This is a genomic window from Hyalangium sp. (genome assembly GCF_045802625.1).
In the GTDB taxonomy this organism is placed as follows: Bacteria; Myxococcota; Myxococcia; order Myxococcales; family Myxococcaceae; genus Hyalangium.
Map to the genome: position 1 here is coordinate 1 of NZ_JBJMQP010000077.1, position 15,799 is coordinate 15,799.

Sequence of the window (15,799 nt, forward strand, 5' to 3'; positions counted from 1 at the left end):
CGCGCCATGCTGACCGACTTCGGATCGGGCACCTACCCGGATGCTTCCCCTCTCACTCCGCCCGCGTGGCACCCCGGCACTCCGGCCTACCGCTCCCCGGAGGCTGCGCTCTTGGAGCTGTACTCACCCTGGGACCACTCGGCGCGCCATGCCGCGGGGCCCGCGGATGATCTGTACTCGCTCGGCGTGACGGCCTGCCGGCTCCTCACCGGCGAGTACCCGCAGCCCGGCGAGTTCACCCAGGACGAGCACGGCACCTGGCACGCGGTGTCCGTGTTTCTTCCCCCCGCGCTCCATCAGGTGGAACCCAAGCTGCGAGCCATCATCCTGCGCTTGCTCTCGGTACGCCCCGAAGAGCGCGGCACCGCCGCGGAATGGGCCCAGGCGCTGGAGCAGTCCGCTCCGAGGCAAGAGCCGAACTCCGCTGAACGTGTCCGTCCCCGAGCGAGCGCGAAGCCCTGGTGGCCCGCGCTCAAAGTGGCCGCGGCAGGCGTGGCACTGGCCGCGTGGCTGTGGTGGCTCGCTCCGAGTGAGCCGGTAGAGCAGCCCTCCATGGCTCAGAGAGGAGCGGATGGTGCCGACCGGCCGGACGGAGGCACCTCGGGGCTCGGCGAGGCCGCGTCGACCACCTCCATGGAGGATTCCCCTCCCCTCTCTCTCCAGGAGCGTCTGGCCGAAGAGCCCCTCCCCGAGCCCGAGCCGGAACAGACTCGGCCCGATGCCAAGGGGCGTTGCCCTCACAAGCAGCAAGTCGCCCTCAACGGAGGTTGCTGGGCACCCCTCAAGATAACGAGCGAGGAGTGCGAAGCCGCCGACGGACAGATGTTCAAGGACCAGTGCTACGTGCCCGTCTTCGCCCACGGACGGCGCCACCCCACGTCCCATCGCGCGCCCAAGCCATGATCACGGCTTCCGTGCCCGCTTGAGGACTTTGTAGTCGATGGCCGGCGGCTCGAACCCGTGGGAGCAACGCCGCCCAGGCCGCGCCAACGTTGAACGAATCACGCGCCGCGCCGATAATCGGGCCATGACCGACGCACCCGGCACGTCGCTCGAGATCCGCTACGCCTCTCGCCGCAGCCTGCTGCTCTCCTCGAAGACCGAGCGCGGCATGCTGACGATCTTCGTGCCGACCAGCCACAGGGTCGCTCAAGGCGCAACCGTGAGGCTCACCGTCACCTTCGGAGACAGCGACAAGCGCTTCGCGCTCGAGGGGACCGCGCTGACGTGGACGCAGGCGAGCGGCCGCGATGGCGTGGGCGGCTTCATGGCGAGCTTCGTCGGGGACCACAAGCGCCGAGCCGCGGAGATGATCGCGTTCTGCGCGCAGCGTCCCCTGTCCCTGGGCACGGCCTTGCGCGAGCGCATCCCCCTGCGCAAGAGCTGCCAGCTCAAGCTGGCGAATCATCAGGTCTCCGGCGAGCTGAGGGATCTGTCGCAGACGGGCGCGTTCGTCGTGGGCGCCAAGCTCGGGAAGCTCAAAGAGGGCGAGCCGGTGTGGCTGAAGGTGGAGCACGGCCTGTTCGGCCTGGGTGGGACCTGGCTCGAGGCGCGGGTCATCTGGCAAGGCCCCAAGGGCGAGGAGCACGGCGTCGGCCTGCGCTTCACGGGCAACGAGGCGAGCCAGGCCTCGGCCATTCAACGCCTCCTGGAGAGCGCCGCCAAGCGCTGACGCCCTCACCAGGCCATGAGCCCGGAGCGGCAGAGGCCCCGGGAGTCCTGGCTCCCGGGGCCCTGTCTTCCAACTTTTTTTGGGGGCTCACGCCCTACACCCCCGGCTCAGGAGAGCCGCACTTGCAGCCTCAGCCCACCGAAGAGCCACGAGTGCAAGCCCGTGGGCACGAACGAATCCACGGGCTTGTTCACGGTGAGCATCCCGAAGGGCCCCATCCACAGGCTGCGGCTGAGCTGGAAGTCGGCGCCCCCTTGCGCGTTCACCTCGAGGGTCTTGGCGTTGGTGAGCTCATCCATCTCGCCGAAGCGCTCGTAACCCGCCCCCACGCCCAGCCACGGGCTCCAACCTCCCTGCCACGGCAGGTGATAGCTCGCGGTGAGCCCGAGCCGCATATCCGTCACCACACAGGAGCGGGCGGTCCTGGCACACAGCAAAGTGCTCAGCCCCAAGGCATCCTGGAAGTAGGCCCCCACGTACCAGCGGGAGTCCTTCAGCACTCCCACGTCGAGCAACAACGGGGTGATGGCGCTCGTCCCGTTGAGGAGGGTCTTGCCAGCTCCATCCCCGACGCCCGCCAGCTTATTCAGGTGCACGGCCACGCCGGCGCGCACTCCGAAAGCCAGCCTCACGTCTGGCGAGCCGCCCGTGTCCGGAGACTCCGGGCCGACGGCCTCATCCGCCAGCGCGTCGGCGGCCAGCAACACACAACAACACAGCAGACACTTCCACAGGGCGCGTGAATTCACCGGTATCCCCAGGGCACAGCCATGAAGACAGACACAACGAGTCATCAGCCCGGCCGCTGGGTTCTCGGAAGAACCGCCTCCTTGAGTACCGGAATTCGTTGCGCCGCGCCCCCTCGAAGATCTGAGGGACCCACTCCGCCAGCATGACACCCGAGCCGCGATCCAGCCGCCTCGGGTCAGCCACTCGCGGCGGCAACCTCCAGCACGGCCGCGCCGCGCACCCGTCCCGCTCTCAAGTCCTCCAGCGCCTGATTCGCCGCGGACAGCGGGTAGCGCTGCACCTGCGTCCGCACCGGCACCTTCGGCGCGAGCGCGAGGAACTCCAGCCCGTCCTGCCGCGTGAGGTTCGCCACCGAGCGCACCACGCGCTCGCCCCACAACAGCGCATAGGGGAACGAGGGGAGGTCGCTCATGTGGATGCCGCCGCAGACCACCACCCCTCCGGGAGCCGTGGCCCGCAGCGCGGCTGGCACCAGCGCCCCCACCGGCGCGAAGAGGATGGAGGCCTCGAGCAGCTCGGGCGGCAGCTCCTCCGAGCCCCCCGCCCACTCCGCGCCCAGCTCTCGCGCGAACTGCTGCCCCTCCGTGTCTCCCGCGCGGGTAAAGGCAAACACCCGCCGCCCCTGGTGCCGCGCCACCTGGATCAGCACGTGCGCCGCCGCGCCAAAGCCATACAAACCCAGGCGCTCGCCCGGCCCCGCCAGCCGCAAGCTGCGATAGCCAATCAGCCCCGCGCACAGCAGCGGCGCGGCCTGCAGGTCCGGGTAGCCCTCGGGCAGCGGGAAACAGAAGCGGTGATCCGCCACCGTGTACTCGGCATATCCACCGTCGAGCTGGTACCCCGTGAAGCGCGCCTGCTCGCAGAGGTTCTCGCGGCCGGACACGCAGTACGCGCACTGCCCGCAGGTCCACCCCAGCCACGGCACCCCCACCCGCGTCCCCAGGGCCAGGCCCGTCACCCGCGAGCCCACGCCCACCACCGTCCCGACAACCTCGTGCCCCAGCACCAGCGGCAGCTTCGGGTGCGGCAGCTCCCCATCCACCACGTGCAGATCCGTGCGGCAGACGGCACAGGCGTGGACTCGCAGCAGGAGCTGCTCGGGGCCCGGCTCGGGCACCGGGAGCCGCTCCTCCCGCAGCGCCTGCCCCGCGGCGGACAGCACCATCGCACGCATGGTGGCTCCCATGGGATTGCCTCCTCGCCCGCTCCGGCAGGCGCTCCTTCTGGAATCTAAGGTTTCAAGCAATCCCACGGCACCACTCCGGTGCGGAGTTCCCCCCGGGGACGCGGTACGCTGTTTTCATGGATGACGAGCGCAACCCCCACGCACCCAGCCCGAGCCGGAGCCCGGCGGAGGTGCGCCCAGCGCGCTCGGGGCCCTCGCGCCGCGAGGTGCTCGCCGCGGGCCTGGGGAGCGCGCTGCTGCTGGGCGCTGGCCCGGACCCGGAAGAGAGGCACTCCATGATCACCCGCCCCATTCCTCGCACCGGCGAGCAGCTGCCCGTCATCGGGCTCGGCACGTGGCAGACCTTCAACGTGGGGGCCGATCCCAAGGAGCGCGCCCCGCTGCGGGATGTGCTCAAGCGCTTCCTCGAGCGAGGCGGCCGCGTCATCGACTCCTCGCCCATGTATGACCGCGCGGAGCGGGTGGTGGGAGAGCTGCTGGCGGAGCTGGGCCAGTCACGCACGCCCTTCCTCGCCTCGAAGGTGTGGACCATTGGGCGCGCCGAGGGCGAGCAGCAGATGCGCACCTCCGTGCAGAACATGGGCCACGGGCGGATGGACCTGATGCAGGTGCACAACCTGGTGGATGTGCACACCCACCTGGCCACGCTGCGCGAGTGGCAGCAGGCCGGGCGCATCCGCTACGTGGGCGTCACCCACTACCAGCCCTCCTCATTCGAGCAGCTGGAGAAGCTGATCCGCCAGGAGGCGCTGGACTTCGTGCAGCTGCCCTACTCCATCGTCCAGCGCGACGCGGAGGCGCGGCTGCTGCCGGCGTGCGCCGACCAGGGCGTGGCGGTGCTGGTGATGAGCCCCTTCGAGCAGGGCGGCCTCTTCGAGAAGGTGCGCGGCAAGCCGCTGCCGCCCTGGGCCGCCGACTTCGACTGCACCAGCTGGGCGCAGTACTTCCTCAAGTTCATCCTCGGCCACCCGGCCGTCACCAGCCCCATCCCCGCCACCAGCAACCCCAAGCACCTCGAGGACAACCTCAAGGCGGGCTTCGGGCGCCTGCCCGACGAGAAGACCCGAGCCAGGATGTTGAAGCACCTGGGCCTCTGAGCCCTCGCCCCCCTGTCCATCCTCCGAGCCGCCACCCTCCTGCCCTGGGTGTCCTCCCCCGCGCCGCTGCTTACCGTCAGAGGTTGGGAGGCACGCATGGCCAAGAAGAAGGCGGAGCAGAAGGACGTCGGGCAGAGAGACGCCACCACCCACCTGGGCGAGCTCATCCACGGCCTCAAGGTGGCGATGATGACGACGGTGGAGGCGGACGGCAGCCTGCGCTGCCGGCCCATGTGGACGCACGAGCGGGACTTCGACGGGCAGCTGTGGTTCTTCACCCGCGAGCACTCGGCCAAGGTGGACGAGGTGGAGCACGACCACCACGTGAACCTCTCCTACGCCGAGCCCTCCAAGGATCGCTTCGTCTCGGTGAGCGGCCGCTGTCGGCTGGTGCTCGACAAGGAGAAGGCGCGCGAGCTGTGGAGCCCCACGCTCAAGGCCTGGTTCCCCAACGGCCTGGAGGATCCCGAGCTGGCGCTGCTCTGCGTCCAGGTGGAGAAGGCCGAGTACTGGGACATGCCCAACAGCCGCATGGTGCAGTTGCTGGGCTTCGCCAAGGCCGTGCTCACCGGTGAGGCCTTACGACCCGGGGACAACGAGAAGGTCCAGGTCGATACAAACGCTGGAATCTCCGTGCATTGAGCAACGCATGGCACTCCGGTGCACTGAGCAACGCGGCGCCCCTCCGTATTATCCAGAAGAAGCCCGGGGAATGAGACACCCGCGGGCTTCTTCATTTTGGGTTGCAACCGCCCTGGTCCGGCGCCATGACTGCGCCCGCGGCGCCTGCCCCCAGGCGCCGTGTCCCCGTGTCCCGTTGCTGGAGGTTTCATGAATCGGAAGCTGCTCGGCTGCGTCTTCGCCCTCTCCCTGGCGGTCCCCTCGCTCGCCCTGGCCTGTGATGCCGACAAGAAGGAGCAGGCCGCCACCCCCACCGTGAAGAGCCTCACCATCACCCAGGTCGCCTCGCTCCAGAAGGAGAAGAAGGCCACAGTGCTGGACGCCAACCTCGAGCAGTTCCGCCAGCAGAACGGCGTCATCCCCGGCGCCACCCTGCTCACCTCCTTCAACAAGTACGACGTGGCCAAGGAGCTGCCGGCCGCCAAGGACTCCAAGCTCGTCTTCTACTGCGCCAACACCCAGTGCATGGCCAGCCACGCGGCCGCCCAGCGCGCGCTCGAGGCCGGCTACACCGACGTGAGCGTGCTGCCAGATGGGCTGCTGGGCTGGAAGAAGGCGGGCCAGCCTACCGCCGCCGCCACCCCGCGGAGCTGAGCCTCGTACAGGGCCTCCTGGCTCACGAGCCCACCCGGCGCACCCCGCGCCCGGTGGGCCTCTTTTTACGGACACTTGTATTCACCGGAGCCAGCACGCCGACTTCTCCAGCACCCGGCACGCCAGCAGCAGCGCAGTGCACTCGTGGTAACAAAACGAAACCGAGCCGTAGTTGAACTTCACAACGCTTTAGAGTATCAACCATCTGCATCCGAGAGTTTCCCCGACAGGGGCAGTGCCGGCCGGGGCCTGCCGCGACGCGGACTCTCTGAAGGAAGCCAACACACATGACTACGAAGGTAAGGGCCGTCTCCAAGCCCGAGGGGAAGCTTGCAATCCTGCTGCCGGGGCTCGGTGCCGTCGCCACCACGCTGATCGCCGGCGTCGAGATGGTGCGCCAGGGCAAGGGCCTGCCGGTGGGTTCGCTCACGCAGATGGGCACCGCCCGCCTGGGCAAGCGCACCGAGGGGCGCACCGTGCGCATCCAGGATCTGGTTCCCCTGGCGCACGTCAATGACATCGCCTTTGGCGCCTGGGACATCATCAGCGAGAACGCGGCCCAGGTGGCCGAGCGCTCGGACGTGCTGAGCAAGGAGCACCAGGCGCTGGTGCGGCCCGCGCTGGAGAAGATCGTCCCGAAGAAGGGCGTGCACAACCCCGAGTTCGTGCGCCGCATCACCGCCAACCACGTCAAGAACACCCAGACGCACCGCGAGAGCATCGAGGCGCTGCGCCAGGACATCCGCGACTTCAAGAAGGAGCTGGGCGCCAAGCGCGCGGTGATGATCGTCACCGCCTCGGTGGAGACGTACACGGGCAACCCGCCCGCCACGCACTCGCTGGAGGCGCTGGAGAAGGCGCTGGACGCGAATGATCCGTCCATCAACCCCACGCTGCTGTACGCGTACGCGGCGCTGAAGGAGAACGTGCCCTTCGCCAACGCCACGCCGAACACCTCCGTGGACACCCCGGCGCTGCAGGAGCTGGCGCGCCAGAACAACATCCCGGTGGCGGGGCGCGACTTGAAGAGCGGCCAGACGATGATGAAGACGGTCATCGCCCCGGCGCTCAAGGCGCGCCTGCTGGGCCTGCAGGGGTGGTTCTCCACCAACATCCTGGGCAACCGCGACGGCGAGGTGCTGGATGATCCGCAGGCCTTCAAGGCCAAGGAGGTGACCAAGGCGGGCGTGCTGGACACCATCCTCCAGCCCGAGCTGTACCCCGAGCTCTACGGCAAGGTGAGCCACAAGGTCTCCATCCACTACTACCCGCCGCGCGGCGACGCGAAGGAGGGCTGGGACAACATCGACATCTTCGGCTGGCTGGGCTACCCCATGCAGCTGAAGATCAACTTCCTGTGCCGCGACTCCATCCTGGCCGCGCCGCTGGTGCTGGACATCGCCCTGTTCCTGGACCTGGCCAAGCGCCTGGAGTGGAAGGGCATCCAGGAGTGGCTGTCCTTCTACTTCAAGAGCCCGATGGCGCTCGAGGGGCTGCAGGCCGAGCACGACTTGTTCATTCAGACCACCAAGCTGAAGAACACGCTGCGGGCCATCGCCGGCGAAGAGCCCATCACCCACCTCGGCCTCGACTACTACGGGGATGACCTCCCGCTCGCCAAATAGCGACGGCGCGAAGGCGTTCCAGTGGCTCGTCACCGTGATGGGGGCGAGCCACCTGGCCTTCGTCGCCGCGGTGGGGAGGCTGCGGCCGGAGCACGCCGTGGCGGACCTGCTGATCGTGGGGCTGGCCTGGGCCGGCCCCGCGCCGCGGCGCTTTTTGCGAGGCGCCTTCCCGCTGTGGCTCACCGGCCTGCTGCTGGACACCCAGTGGCTGTGGCTGGGCCTGCGGGGCCCGGTGCACACCGGGCAGCTGTGGGAGCTGGAGCGCGCGCTCTTCCCCGCCCCGGGCGGCCTCACCTGGCCGGCCTTCTTCGCCTCGCACACCCACGCGGTGCTCGACTTCTTCTGCGGCTTCTCCTACGCGGCCTACCTCTACGAGGTGTTCGCGCTGGCGCTGCTGTTCTTCTTCCGCAAGCACCCGCGCTTCGAGCGGCTGTGCTGGGCCTTCTTCCTGGTCAACGCCCTGGGGCTGGTGACGTACATGCTCTACCCGGCGGCGCCCCCCTGGTACATCATGAAGTACGGCCCCGGTCCCGCGGACCTCACGGCCCCGCCGAGCCCCGCCGGCACCGCGCGCTTCGACGCGCTGCTGGGCATCCACTACTTCGCGAAGTTCTACGCGCGCAACCCGAACATCTTCGGCGCCATGCCGTCGCTGCACGCCTCCTATCCCGTCCTCGTCGCCTTTCAGGTGCGGCGACACAGCCGGGCCTGGCGCGTGGGCACGGTGGCCTTCGCGGCGCTGGTGGCGTTCTCCGCCATCTACCTGCAGCACCACTACATCCTGGACGTCGTGGCGGGCGTGAGTGCGGCGCTGGCCGCCAGCCTGACCGTGGAGTACGCCTTCTCCAGGCGTGGAGCTCCGGCCGCGGCGTCCATGCCCCTCATGCCCGGAGGAGACAGCCGTGCTTGACACCGTGATGTCCTGGATCACTGGGGATCTGTCCCCCTCGGCGCGTATCTGGTCGGCGCTGGCGCCGGCGCTGTTCGCGTGCGCCTACTTCATCCTCGGGCTGCTGCTGTTCCTGGTGCGCTGCGCCCTCAAGGGCGTGCCTCAGGACGAGGAGACGCTCAAGCGCGGCAGCACGGTGCTGGTGGGCATGTTCCTGCGGCACTACTTTTTCTGGGTCATCCAGCCGCTGTGGAAGGTGGTGTACTTCTCGGGGCTGCCGGCCAACGCGCTGTCCATGCTGTCGGGCCTGCTGGGCGTCAGCTCCGGCGTGGCCGTGGCGGCTGGGCGCTTCACACTGGGCGGGTGGCTCTTCCTGGGCTCCGGCATCCTGGACGTGATGGACGGGCGCGTGGCGCGGCTGCGCAAGGAGGCCAACGCGGCCGGCGCGGCGCTGGACTCGGTGCTCGACCGGTACGTGGACTCGGCCATGCTCATGGGGCTGGCCTGGTACTACCGCGACACGTGGGTGCTGCTGCCGGTGCTGGTGGCGTTCCTGGGCACCTCGCTGGTGCCGTACGTGCGCGCCCGCGGCGAGGGCCTGGGCATCAACCTGCGCGGCGGGGCGATGCAGCGGCTGGAGCGGGTGCTCTTCCTGGGCGTGGGCGTGGCGCTCTCGCCCATCTTCGAGGCCATCTGGTTCCCGGAGATGAAGCACCCCATGCACTGGCTGGCGGTGGTGGGGCTCGTCTTCGTGGCGCTCATGAGCAACGTGACGGCCTTCTCGCGCTTCCGGGCGCTCGTCCACGCGCTGGCGCCGCCGCCGCCGAGCCCCAAGCGCTCGGGGTGGACGCTCTTCGGCCTCAACGCGCTGGCCGGCGCCATCGCCACGGGCGTGGACTTCGTTTCGGTGCTGGGCATGGTGGAGTGGGGCGAGTTCTCGCCCGCCATCGCCACGGGCCTGGGGTGCGCGCTGGGCGGGGTGGTGAACTACACGCTCAACCGGCTGATCACCTTCCGCAGCCATGGAGCGGTCGGCCGCCAGCTTGCCCGGTACACGCTGGTGAGCGCTACCAGCGCGCTCCTCAACGCGGGAGGCGTGGGCTTGCTGATGCTTCACCCGCAACTGGCGTACACGCTGGGATGGTGGTTGGCTCGCGGAGCGGTTTACTTCGCCTGGAACCTCCCCCTCCAGCGGGACTACGTCTTCAATGACCCGCCGGAGGCGCTCCTGGAGCGCCCTCATGCGGCCTGAGAGATTGTCCCTGCTGACAGTGTTCGCCGTGCTCACCCTGCCAGGGCTGGCGGGGGCGGGGGCGGTGCTGGAGCCGCAGCCCTCCACCAACGACAACTACGGCGAGAGCTTCACCTTCATGGCGGACCTGGACGACGGCACCTTCGTCTCCGCCCAGTTCTCGGTGACGAACCTGGGGCCCGGCTCGCGCCACGGCATCTGCCGCGCCACGGTGCTGCGCCCGGGCCGCAAGGCGTGGACGCCGCAGGCCAAGCTGGACTCGGACGAGTGGAGCTATGACGCGGCCAGCGGCACGCTGAAGATGGGGCCCTGCACGCTGCACGCGGGCACTGGCACGTACATCTCGGTGCCGCTGGACAACGGGCTGCTGAGCATCGCCTACAGCGAGCCTCCCTCTCCGCAGTCCCCGCCGGGCTCGGAGGTCACGCTCGGCACCGCGAGCTACCGCCACGAGGTGCTGGTGCCCTTCAGCACGGCGAAGGTGAGCCTGCGGCTGCCGGGCTCGGACGCGCCGCTGGAGCTGTCCGGCGGCGGCTACGGGGACCACTCGCACTCCACGGTGGCGCCGGCGAAGCTGGCTCGGAGCTGGGTGCGCTTCCGGGCCGTGCGCGGCGGAGCCAACGTGCTGCTGCTGGCGCGCGAGGGCTTTGACGGCAGCTTCAGCCCCTCCTACCTGTGGACGGCGAGCGGCACGCAGCCGCTTCAGCGCTTCGCGCTGCACCGCAAGCAGGAGGGGGATTCGAACTCGAAGACGATCGGCTGGGACGCGGAGCTGAGCGGCGCGGCGGGCCCTGTCACCCTGCGCTCCGCCTCGCTGCTGCTGCGCAGCGCGCCGGTGCAGGACCTGGGGTTTCTGGGCAGCCTGGTGAAGCAGGTGGTGGGCTCGCCGGTGACGTACATCATGCGCGCGGTGCTCTCGCGCCCCGGGCAGCCGGAGGTGCAGGGAGTGATGGAAGTCACGCTGGATGAGGGCTGAGGAGACGGGTATGTCCGCGATTCGAGGTGTGCCGTGAACGCCTCGCTGCTGCGAGAGGTGCACCACGTTCCAGGAGTGCGCGGCTGGGTGCGCAAGCAGGTGCTGCGCTCGGTGGCGCGCGTGGTGGAGTGGACGACGAAGCTGCCGGGGCGCGGAGTGAACGTCTCGAAGGTGAACGAGTGGCTGTGGGTGGGCGGCTCAGTGCCGCGCTCGCAGTACCGGGTGCTGGCGGCCCAGGGCATCACCGCCGTCATTGATTTGCGCGCCGAGCGCTGTGACGACCGGGCGGCGCTGGAGGCGCTGGGGCTGGAGCTGCTGCACCTGCCGGTGCCGGACCACTACCCGCCCTCGGTGGAGCAATTGATGAAGGGCGTGGAGTGGGCGGTGCCACGGCTGAAGGCGGGGGGCCGGCTCTTCACGCACTGCGAGCACGGCGTGGGGCGCGGGCCGCTGATGGGGCTGGCGGTGATGGTAGCGCAGGGCGCGCAGGCGACGGCGGCGTACCGGGCGCTGCGGCAGGCGCGCTGGCAGGCGACGTTGAATGATAGACAGCTGGGGGGACTGGCGGACTTCGCGGCCGCGTGGGCGGCGAGAGCAACCCCCTCCAGCTCCACAGGTACGTGAGGAGACACTTCCACTGGACGAGGGATCTGCAGCGTCCAGCCGGTTCCTTGATATGAGGTCGAGCGCTATGAGCCGTCCCTATCTCCGACACCAAACAGGCCGCATGTTCGAGAACAACTTCCTCGAGGCATGCTCGAAGGTCCACCCCTCGATTCCGTTCCTCTTCTACATCCCGCTCACGTTGGGCTTCTTCGCGTGGGCGCTGTACGGCGGGAAGACGACGGTGGGGATGAGCGCGCTCTGCGTGCCGCTGGGGGTGTTGACGTGGATCGGCATGGAGTACTCGCTGCACCGCTACTTCTTCCACTGGGAGGGCAACGGCCCCTTCACCCGGCGGGTGCATGAGATTGCCCACGGCTACCACCACAAGTACCCGGACGACGCGAAGCGGCTGGTGATGCCGCTGGGCGCGAGCATCCCGGTGGCGCTCGTGCTCAGCGGGCTGCTGTGGCTGCTGGGCCACCCGGCGCAGACGATTCCGTACATGATTGGCATCGTCTGGGGCTACCTGGCCTACGACTTCATCCACTGGTCCACGCACCACCGCACGCCGCGCACGGCGTGGGGCAAGGCGCTGCGCTCGCACCACATGGCGCACCACTTCGCCACGCCGGACCGCAACTTCGGCATCAGCAACATGTGGGTGGACGTGCTGGTGGGCAGCGGCGGCCGGCGCACCAAGCGCACCGAAGAGGTGGCCTCCGGCGTAGCGGAGTAACCGGGCCGTCCGCGGCGAGGGGAGGACGGGCGGCCCGGCTCAGGGCGCCACCCGGAGCTCCCTGCCGAACCGGGACTGGTAGCGGGCCTTGAGCTCCTCCAGTCCCTTCTTGTCTCCCAGGCGCTGCTCGACCGAGGCCAGCCTGGCCCAGGCCGCCTCGAACTTGTCGTCCAGCTCGATGGCGCGGGCCAGGGAGCTGCTCGCGTCCTTCCACCGGCCCTCGGAGGCGGCGACCGTGCCCAGGATGTACCGCGGATACACAGCCTCCGCGAAGGCCTTGGCGGCCGCCGTGCACGCGCTCTTCACCTTGGCGAGGCTCGTACCGCGGCTCTGCAGGTGGCAGGTGAGCAGGGCCGGACCGGGGGCCCCGGGGAACGCCTTCTCGAGCTGCTGGATGTGGCCCTTCGCCTGCTCGAGCCGCCGTCCGTCAATCTCGGTCTGGGCCTCGCGCACCGCGGCGACGTACTCGTGCTCCCGCTCGAAGGGGATCTCCTGGCTGCCGGCGGGCAGGCCCGTCCAGCGGCGCAGGCGCGCGCAGTCGGAGAGGAGCTCCGCGGCGGCGGCCATCGTGGAGATGTGAGCGGCCACGCGCTCCGCCCCCGAGCAGGTGTCCGCCTGCTGGTAGAGCCCGGCGAGGTAGAGCCACGTGCCCGCCTCGGTCTTGCCTCCCGCGAGCCCCGTCTCCGCCCGGCCCAGCGCCTCGAGGGCGCCGCGACGGTCGTCCTGATCAATCAACGCGTGGCCGAGCAGGAGGAAGAGATCCGGCTGCACGCCCGCGAGCTGGGTGGCGGTGCGACAGGTTGAGACAGTCTCGGGAGCCTTGGGAGCGCGCCGGTGCGCGAGGTAGCAGGCCATCTGCTGAACCTGGACATCCTTCGGGTAGCGAGGAATCAAGGGCTCCAGCACCTGGGCCGCGCGCTCCAGGTTGCCCGAGTGCTCATACTGGACGGCATCGTTGAAGCGGCGCGCGTCCGCGACGGAGAGCTTGTCGCTGGGAGCCGCCCCCCCCGTGCCGCCCAGCAGCTCCTCGGCGGTGGCCAGCGCATGATCCCGCTCCTGGGCATTCCACGCCGCGGCGGAGGAGCGGTTGACCTCCTCGCGGTACGCCTTGGCCCACGCCGCGCGGCCCTCGGCATCCTTGGCGTCGCGGTGCTGGAGGCTGGCCTGGATGATGCGGATGGACTCTGGAGAGAAGCTGGACTGCGACGCGTGATAGACGGGCGACATCACCCAGTCGTTCGAGCGCTCGTGAAAGGCTCCGAGGGTGTGGGCCCACTCGTGCAGCAGCACGGAGATCTCCTTGTGCAGCCGCCGCTCGCTGAAGAGGCTCTCCCGCTCGTCCATCGAGAGCTTGTCGAGCGTCTGGGTCAGCGCCTGGACCTCGGCGACGGAGTCCATGCCGCGCAGGACGAAGTGGCGGCTGAAGTAGGCGCCCATGCCGAGCTGATCCTGCGTGGCCGCGAAGACCTGGAGCGAGGAGACGAAGCCCACCACCCAGTCCACGTCCTTGCCAGAGTCAGTGGAGACGAGCTCCTCGAGCGCCGCGTGGAGATCACTGGAGCGCTGGGGCCGATCCCAGGTGCGCAGCGACTCCACCTCCAGGCGCACCCCGAACTGGGGCCCGAGGACGGAGTTGGCGCGCTGCACCTGGTTGAGGATGCGCTTCTCCCAGGTCCGCGCCTGGGCCTGGTAGTCCGCGTCGGCATAGACGCGGAGCTTGAAGACGCGGAGCTGCTGGGGAGGCTGCTCGGCGGCCACGGGGGTGGGGGTGGCCTCCACGGCCGCCGGCCTCAGGGTCTTCGCGTAGTCCCGCTGGATGTCCTTTTCCGTGCGGCAACTGGTGAGCACCACGAGGAGCAGGAGGCCGAGGAAGGATCGCATGCGTGAGCTGGATTCGTAGCATAGGGGCGAGAGCGGCTGGAATTCGCCCGCGGGGCGGAGGGACCGTCGCAGGGCTGCGTATGAGCTGGCGGGAGAGTGCGTCCGTGCCTCCATGAATGCCCCGAGCCAGCCCACCTCGGACGACCCGCGATGATCCTTCACAGCCGCCTTGGGGGCCCAGATTGTCTCTCAGCAACGGGCATGCCAGCATCACCGCATGCTCCAGTTCACGCAGTGGCGGAACCGCCTTTGTGTCCTGACCGCTGCCGCCAGTCTAGGGTGCTCGTCTTCCAAGACCATCGCTCCCGACCCGGAGGAGGTGGATGCCGACATCGCGCGTCCGTCTCCTGGGGAGCCACTGCTGGAGAGCATTCCGGGCCCCATGCTGGGCCCATTCGACTCCCGTTCGGAGGCATTACTCGCAGCCTGCAGGAAGATCTTCACGAAACCTCATTCAAGCGCCGGAAGAAACCCTCCTCCAAGCGCCCTCCGGGAGGAGCAGGAGGCGTTTCGTTTGCGCAGGCGAGTCGCAAGTGAATATTGCGCCTGGATGTACTACACGCCAGATACAAAATACGAGATCAGTCTTCTGACAGATCAAACACCCCCTGATCCTACAGGGGAAGACAAGCGCTGCATTCTTCCCCCTTCAGTGCAAGACCATCGCTACCCACCGGAGAGCATCCAATACATTGTTGCCCTTCACAATCATACGTTCGACAGGCGGATTTCCGAGAAAGACATACTCTTCATCGTGAACCAAGGGAAAGCACATGGCTTTGAACCCAAGTCAAAAGATGGCAACCCGCTGCTATCCGTCGTCGCGTTCTTCTCGACCGAGCACGAAAATCCAACCTGCGACGGCTTTTATGCCTATTCGCCCTATACCGGCAAGATACTAAAGTGGACCCGAGAGGGCAGACGTTGGAGTTGCACGCAGACGCATATCGTCCAATGGCTGAAGCGTGATTCGTCGGATGTGCCCGTCGCCAAGGAAGAGCAAGCTCCTTGTCCCCCAATGGGTGTGCCATGAAAAAGCTGCCACTCCTGACCGTTCTTTTCCTCACCACCTGTGTGCGGAGCCAAGTCTTTCCCCCATCGAGACCACAATATGATGAATCCATCAAATTCCCGAAGACTTTCCTTTCGGGCGGGGTGCCCACCGGCAAACCCCACGAGAATCTACTCATTGATGGCGCGATAGCCCAAGCCGTAATGATTGTCGCCAAAGACTTCATCCCCCCTCCTTCCAAGAACTTCCCCTGTTGGACCAAGCCATCCGACTTTTTCTTCAGCGTGATTCGCCAAGACAACATCATCTTCGTCGAGATCTCCCCGAACTACTTTGCTGAAGGATGTGAGCTAAAACCCGCGCCGTTGGACTGGGGCGCCAAATACGCCATCAGCGTCGATGGTCACATCCTCAGGCGGGCCCCCAGCGATGAGCCTGATGAGCCCGGGGAGGAGATTCCCTCTCCATCGTCCCCGGATGCAGGCGAGAACGGCGACGGAGGATATCGCCGCCTATACGATCTCCCCGATCTCGTGCCTATGATATCGGGACCTGTGGACAATCCGCCCTTCTTCACACGTCCAGAGTGGATGGCTGAGCATCACTGGCCCCTGTTACCCTACTCGCCTCCTGATGGAGGCACTCCGGATGGAGGTACTCCCGATGGAGGTCTTCACACGGAGGGCGGCGCTCCAGCGCCTCCCTCCAGGTAACCGACTGACTTGCAGCTGAGAACCATCAGGGCGCCGCACAACAGCGCCAGGAGCTTCGTAGGCAGGGAGCGCATGGCTCGAAGCCTCCACAGAAGGGAGCCAGGGAGGCTGCGCTCGGGAGGATGACAG

The 15,799-nt window shown here is 68.1% G+C and carries 15 protein-coding genes and 1 pseudogene; 13 read left to right on the forward strand and 3 right to left on the reverse strand.

Annotation, left to right across the window (positions count from 1 at the left end; all coding sequences use genetic code 11):
* Positions 1-903 (forward strand): annotated as a pseudogene (locus ACJ8AT_RS15000) (serine/threonine protein kinase); the annotation flags it as partial.
* A 124-nt stretch (positions 904-1,027) separates the two neighbouring features.
* Positions 1,028-1,672, forward strand: coding sequence for a PilZ domain-containing protein (locus ACJ8AT_RS15005; protein ID WP_407738406.1), 645 nt, complete (start codon positions 1,028-1,030; stop codon positions 1,670-1,672).
* Positions 1,673-1,779: 107 nt separating this feature from the next.
* Here the strand turns inward: ACJ8AT_RS15005 and ACJ8AT_RS15010 are convergent, their stop codons facing one another.
* Positions 1,780-2,421, reverse strand: a complete 642-nt coding sequence (locus ACJ8AT_RS15010) for a hypothetical protein (protein WP_407738407.1) — start codon at positions 2,419-2,421, stop codon at positions 1,780-1,782.
* A 176-nt stretch (positions 2,422-2,597) separates the two neighbouring features.
* A complete protein-coding gene (locus ACJ8AT_RS15015; protein WP_407738408.1) occupies positions 2,598-3,608 on the reverse strand; it encodes a zinc-dependent alcohol dehydrogenase family protein in 1,011 nt (336 codons plus the stop codon).
* Positions 3,609-3,724: 116 nt separating this feature from the next.
* Here ACJ8AT_RS15015 and ACJ8AT_RS15020 point away from each other — a divergent pair, with 116 nt between their 5' ends.
* The 9 genes from ACJ8AT_RS15020 to ACJ8AT_RS15060 all read left to right on the forward strand — a co-directional run bounded on the left by ACJ8AT_RS15020 (position 3,725) and on the right by ACJ8AT_RS15060 (position 12,064).
* A complete protein-coding gene (locus ACJ8AT_RS15020) occupies positions 3,725-4,705 on the forward strand; it encodes an aldo/keto reductase (protein WP_407738409.1) in 981 nt (326 codons plus the stop codon).
* Between the two features lie 96 nt (positions 4,706-4,801).
* Positions 4,802-5,347 (forward strand): pyridoxamine 5'-phosphate oxidase family protein, encoded by a 546-nt coding sequence (locus ACJ8AT_RS15025; RefSeq protein WP_407738410.1) that lies wholly within the window; start codon positions 4,802-4,804, stop codon positions 5,345-5,347.
* 189 nt (positions 5,348-5,536) lie between these two features.
* Complete coding sequence (locus tag ACJ8AT_RS15030) at positions 5,537-5,980, forward strand: rhodanese-like domain-containing protein (protein WP_407738411.1); 444 nt, start codon at positions 5,537-5,539, stop codon at positions 5,978-5,980.
* Between the two features lie 287 nt (positions 5,981-6,267).
* Entirely contained in the window at positions 6,268-7,605 is a 1,338-nt protein-coding gene (locus tag ACJ8AT_RS15035) for an inositol-3-phosphate synthase (protein ID WP_407738412.1), read from the forward strand.
* Positions 7,583-8,515: a phosphatase PAP2 family protein gene (locus ACJ8AT_RS15040; protein WP_407738413.1), complete on the forward strand. Its 933-nt coding sequence runs from the start codon at positions 7,583-7,585 to the stop codon at positions 8,513-8,515. Before ACJ8AT_RS15035 ends, ACJ8AT_RS15040 begins: the two co-directional genes overlap by 23 nt.
* Before the next feature lie 7 nt (positions 8,516-8,522).
* Positions 8,523-9,746, forward strand: a complete 1,224-nt coding sequence (locus tag ACJ8AT_RS15045; protein WP_407738420.1) for a GtrA family protein — start codon at positions 8,523-8,525, stop codon at positions 9,744-9,746.
* Positions 9,736-10,722, forward strand: coding sequence for a hypothetical protein (locus ACJ8AT_RS15050; protein WP_407738414.1), 987 nt, complete (start codon positions 9,736-9,738; stop codon positions 10,720-10,722). Before ACJ8AT_RS15045 ends, ACJ8AT_RS15050 begins: the two co-directional genes overlap by 11 nt.
* 33 nt (positions 10,723-10,755) lie before the next feature.
* Positions 10,756-11,346 carry a fused DSP-PTPase phosphatase/NAD kinase-like protein gene (locus ACJ8AT_RS15055; protein ID WP_407738415.1) on the forward strand — a complete coding sequence of 197 codons (591 nt, stop codon included), beginning with the start codon at positions 10,756-10,758 and terminating at the stop codon, positions 11,344-11,346.
* A gap of 103 nt (positions 11,347-11,449) precedes the next feature.
* The gene (locus ACJ8AT_RS15060) at positions 11,450-12,064 is read left to right on the forward strand and encodes a sterol desaturase family protein (protein WP_407738416.1); all 615 of its coding nucleotides are present in this window, start codon (positions 11,450-11,452) and stop codon (positions 12,062-12,064) included.
* A 39-nt stretch (positions 12,065-12,103) separates the two neighbouring features.
* On the opposite strand, the gene ACJ8AT_RS15065 is transcribed toward ACJ8AT_RS15060, so the two are convergent.
* A complete protein-coding gene (locus ACJ8AT_RS15065) occupies positions 12,104-13,945 on the reverse strand; it encodes a M12 family metallo-peptidase (RefSeq protein WP_407738417.1) in 1,842 nt (613 codons plus the stop codon).
* 217 nt (positions 13,946-14,162) lie between these two features.
* Here ACJ8AT_RS15065 and ACJ8AT_RS15070 point away from each other — a divergent pair, with 217 nt between their 5' ends.
* Together ACJ8AT_RS15070 and ACJ8AT_RS15075 are read left to right on the forward strand one after the other, a co-directional pair.
* Complete coding sequence (locus ACJ8AT_RS15070) at positions 14,163-14,978, forward strand: hypothetical protein (protein WP_407738418.1); 816 nt, start codon at positions 14,163-14,165, stop codon at positions 14,976-14,978.
* Positions 14,975-15,670 (forward strand): hypothetical protein, encoded by a 696-nt coding sequence (locus tag ACJ8AT_RS15075; protein WP_407738419.1) that lies wholly within the window; start codon positions 14,975-14,977, stop codon positions 15,668-15,670. The genes ACJ8AT_RS15070 and ACJ8AT_RS15075 overlap by 4 nt, the downstream gene beginning before the upstream one ends.
* The last annotated feature ends 129 nt before the right edge of the window (positions 15,671-15,799 follow it).

What these genes read in the sequence shown, in the direction of transcription:
- ACJ8AT_RS15005 (WP_407738406.1), top strand. Translation starts at nt 1,028, where the DNA reads ATGACCGACGCACCCGGCACGTCGCTCGAGATCCGCTACGCCTCTCGC.
- ACJ8AT_RS15015 (WP_407738408.1), bottom strand. Translation starts at nt 3,608, where the DNA reads ATGGGAGCCACCATGCGTGCGATGGTGCTGTCCGCCGCGGGGCAGGCG.
- ACJ8AT_RS15020 (WP_407738409.1), top strand. Translation starts at nt 3,725, where the DNA reads ATGGATGACGAGCGCAACCCCCACGCACCCAGCCCGAGCCGGAGCCCG.
- ACJ8AT_RS15025 (WP_407738410.1), top strand. Translation starts at nt 4,802, where the DNA reads ATGGCCAAGAAGAAGGCGGAGCAGAAGGACGTCGGGCAGAGAGACGCC.
- ACJ8AT_RS15030 (WP_407738411.1), top strand. Translation starts at nt 5,537, where the DNA reads ATGAATCGGAAGCTGCTCGGCTGCGTCTTCGCCCTCTCCCTGGCGGTC.
- ACJ8AT_RS15035 (WP_407738412.1), top strand. Translation starts at nt 6,268, where the DNA reads ATGACTACGAAGGTAAGGGCCGTCTCCAAGCCCGAGGGGAAGCTTGCA.
- ACJ8AT_RS15040 (WP_407738413.1), top strand. Translation starts at nt 7,583, where the DNA reads ATGACCTCCCGCTCGCCAAATAGCGACGGCGCGAAGGCGTTCCAGTGG.
- ACJ8AT_RS15045 (WP_407738420.1), top strand. Translation starts at nt 8,523, where the DNA reads ATGTCCTGGATCACTGGGGATCTGTCCCCCTCGGCGCGTATCTGGTCG.
- ACJ8AT_RS15050 (WP_407738414.1), top strand. Translation starts at nt 9,736, where the DNA reads ATGCGGCCTGAGAGATTGTCCCTGCTGACAGTGTTCGCCGTGCTCACC.
- ACJ8AT_RS15060 (WP_407738416.1), top strand. Translation starts at nt 11,450, where the DNA reads ATGTTCGAGAACAACTTCCTCGAGGCATGCTCGAAGGTCCACCCCTCG.
- ACJ8AT_RS15065 (WP_407738417.1), bottom strand. Translation starts at nt 13,945, where the DNA reads ATGCGATCCTTCCTCGGCCTCCTGCTCCTCGTGGTGCTCACCAGTTGC.
- ACJ8AT_RS15070 (WP_407738418.1), top strand. Translation starts at nt 14,163, where the DNA reads ATGCTCCAGTTCACGCAGTGGCGGAACCGCCTTTGTGTCCTGACCGCT.
- ACJ8AT_RS15075 (WP_407738419.1), top strand. Translation starts at nt 14,975, where the DNA reads ATGAAAAAGCTGCCACTCCTGACCGTTCTTTTCCTCACCACCTGTGTG.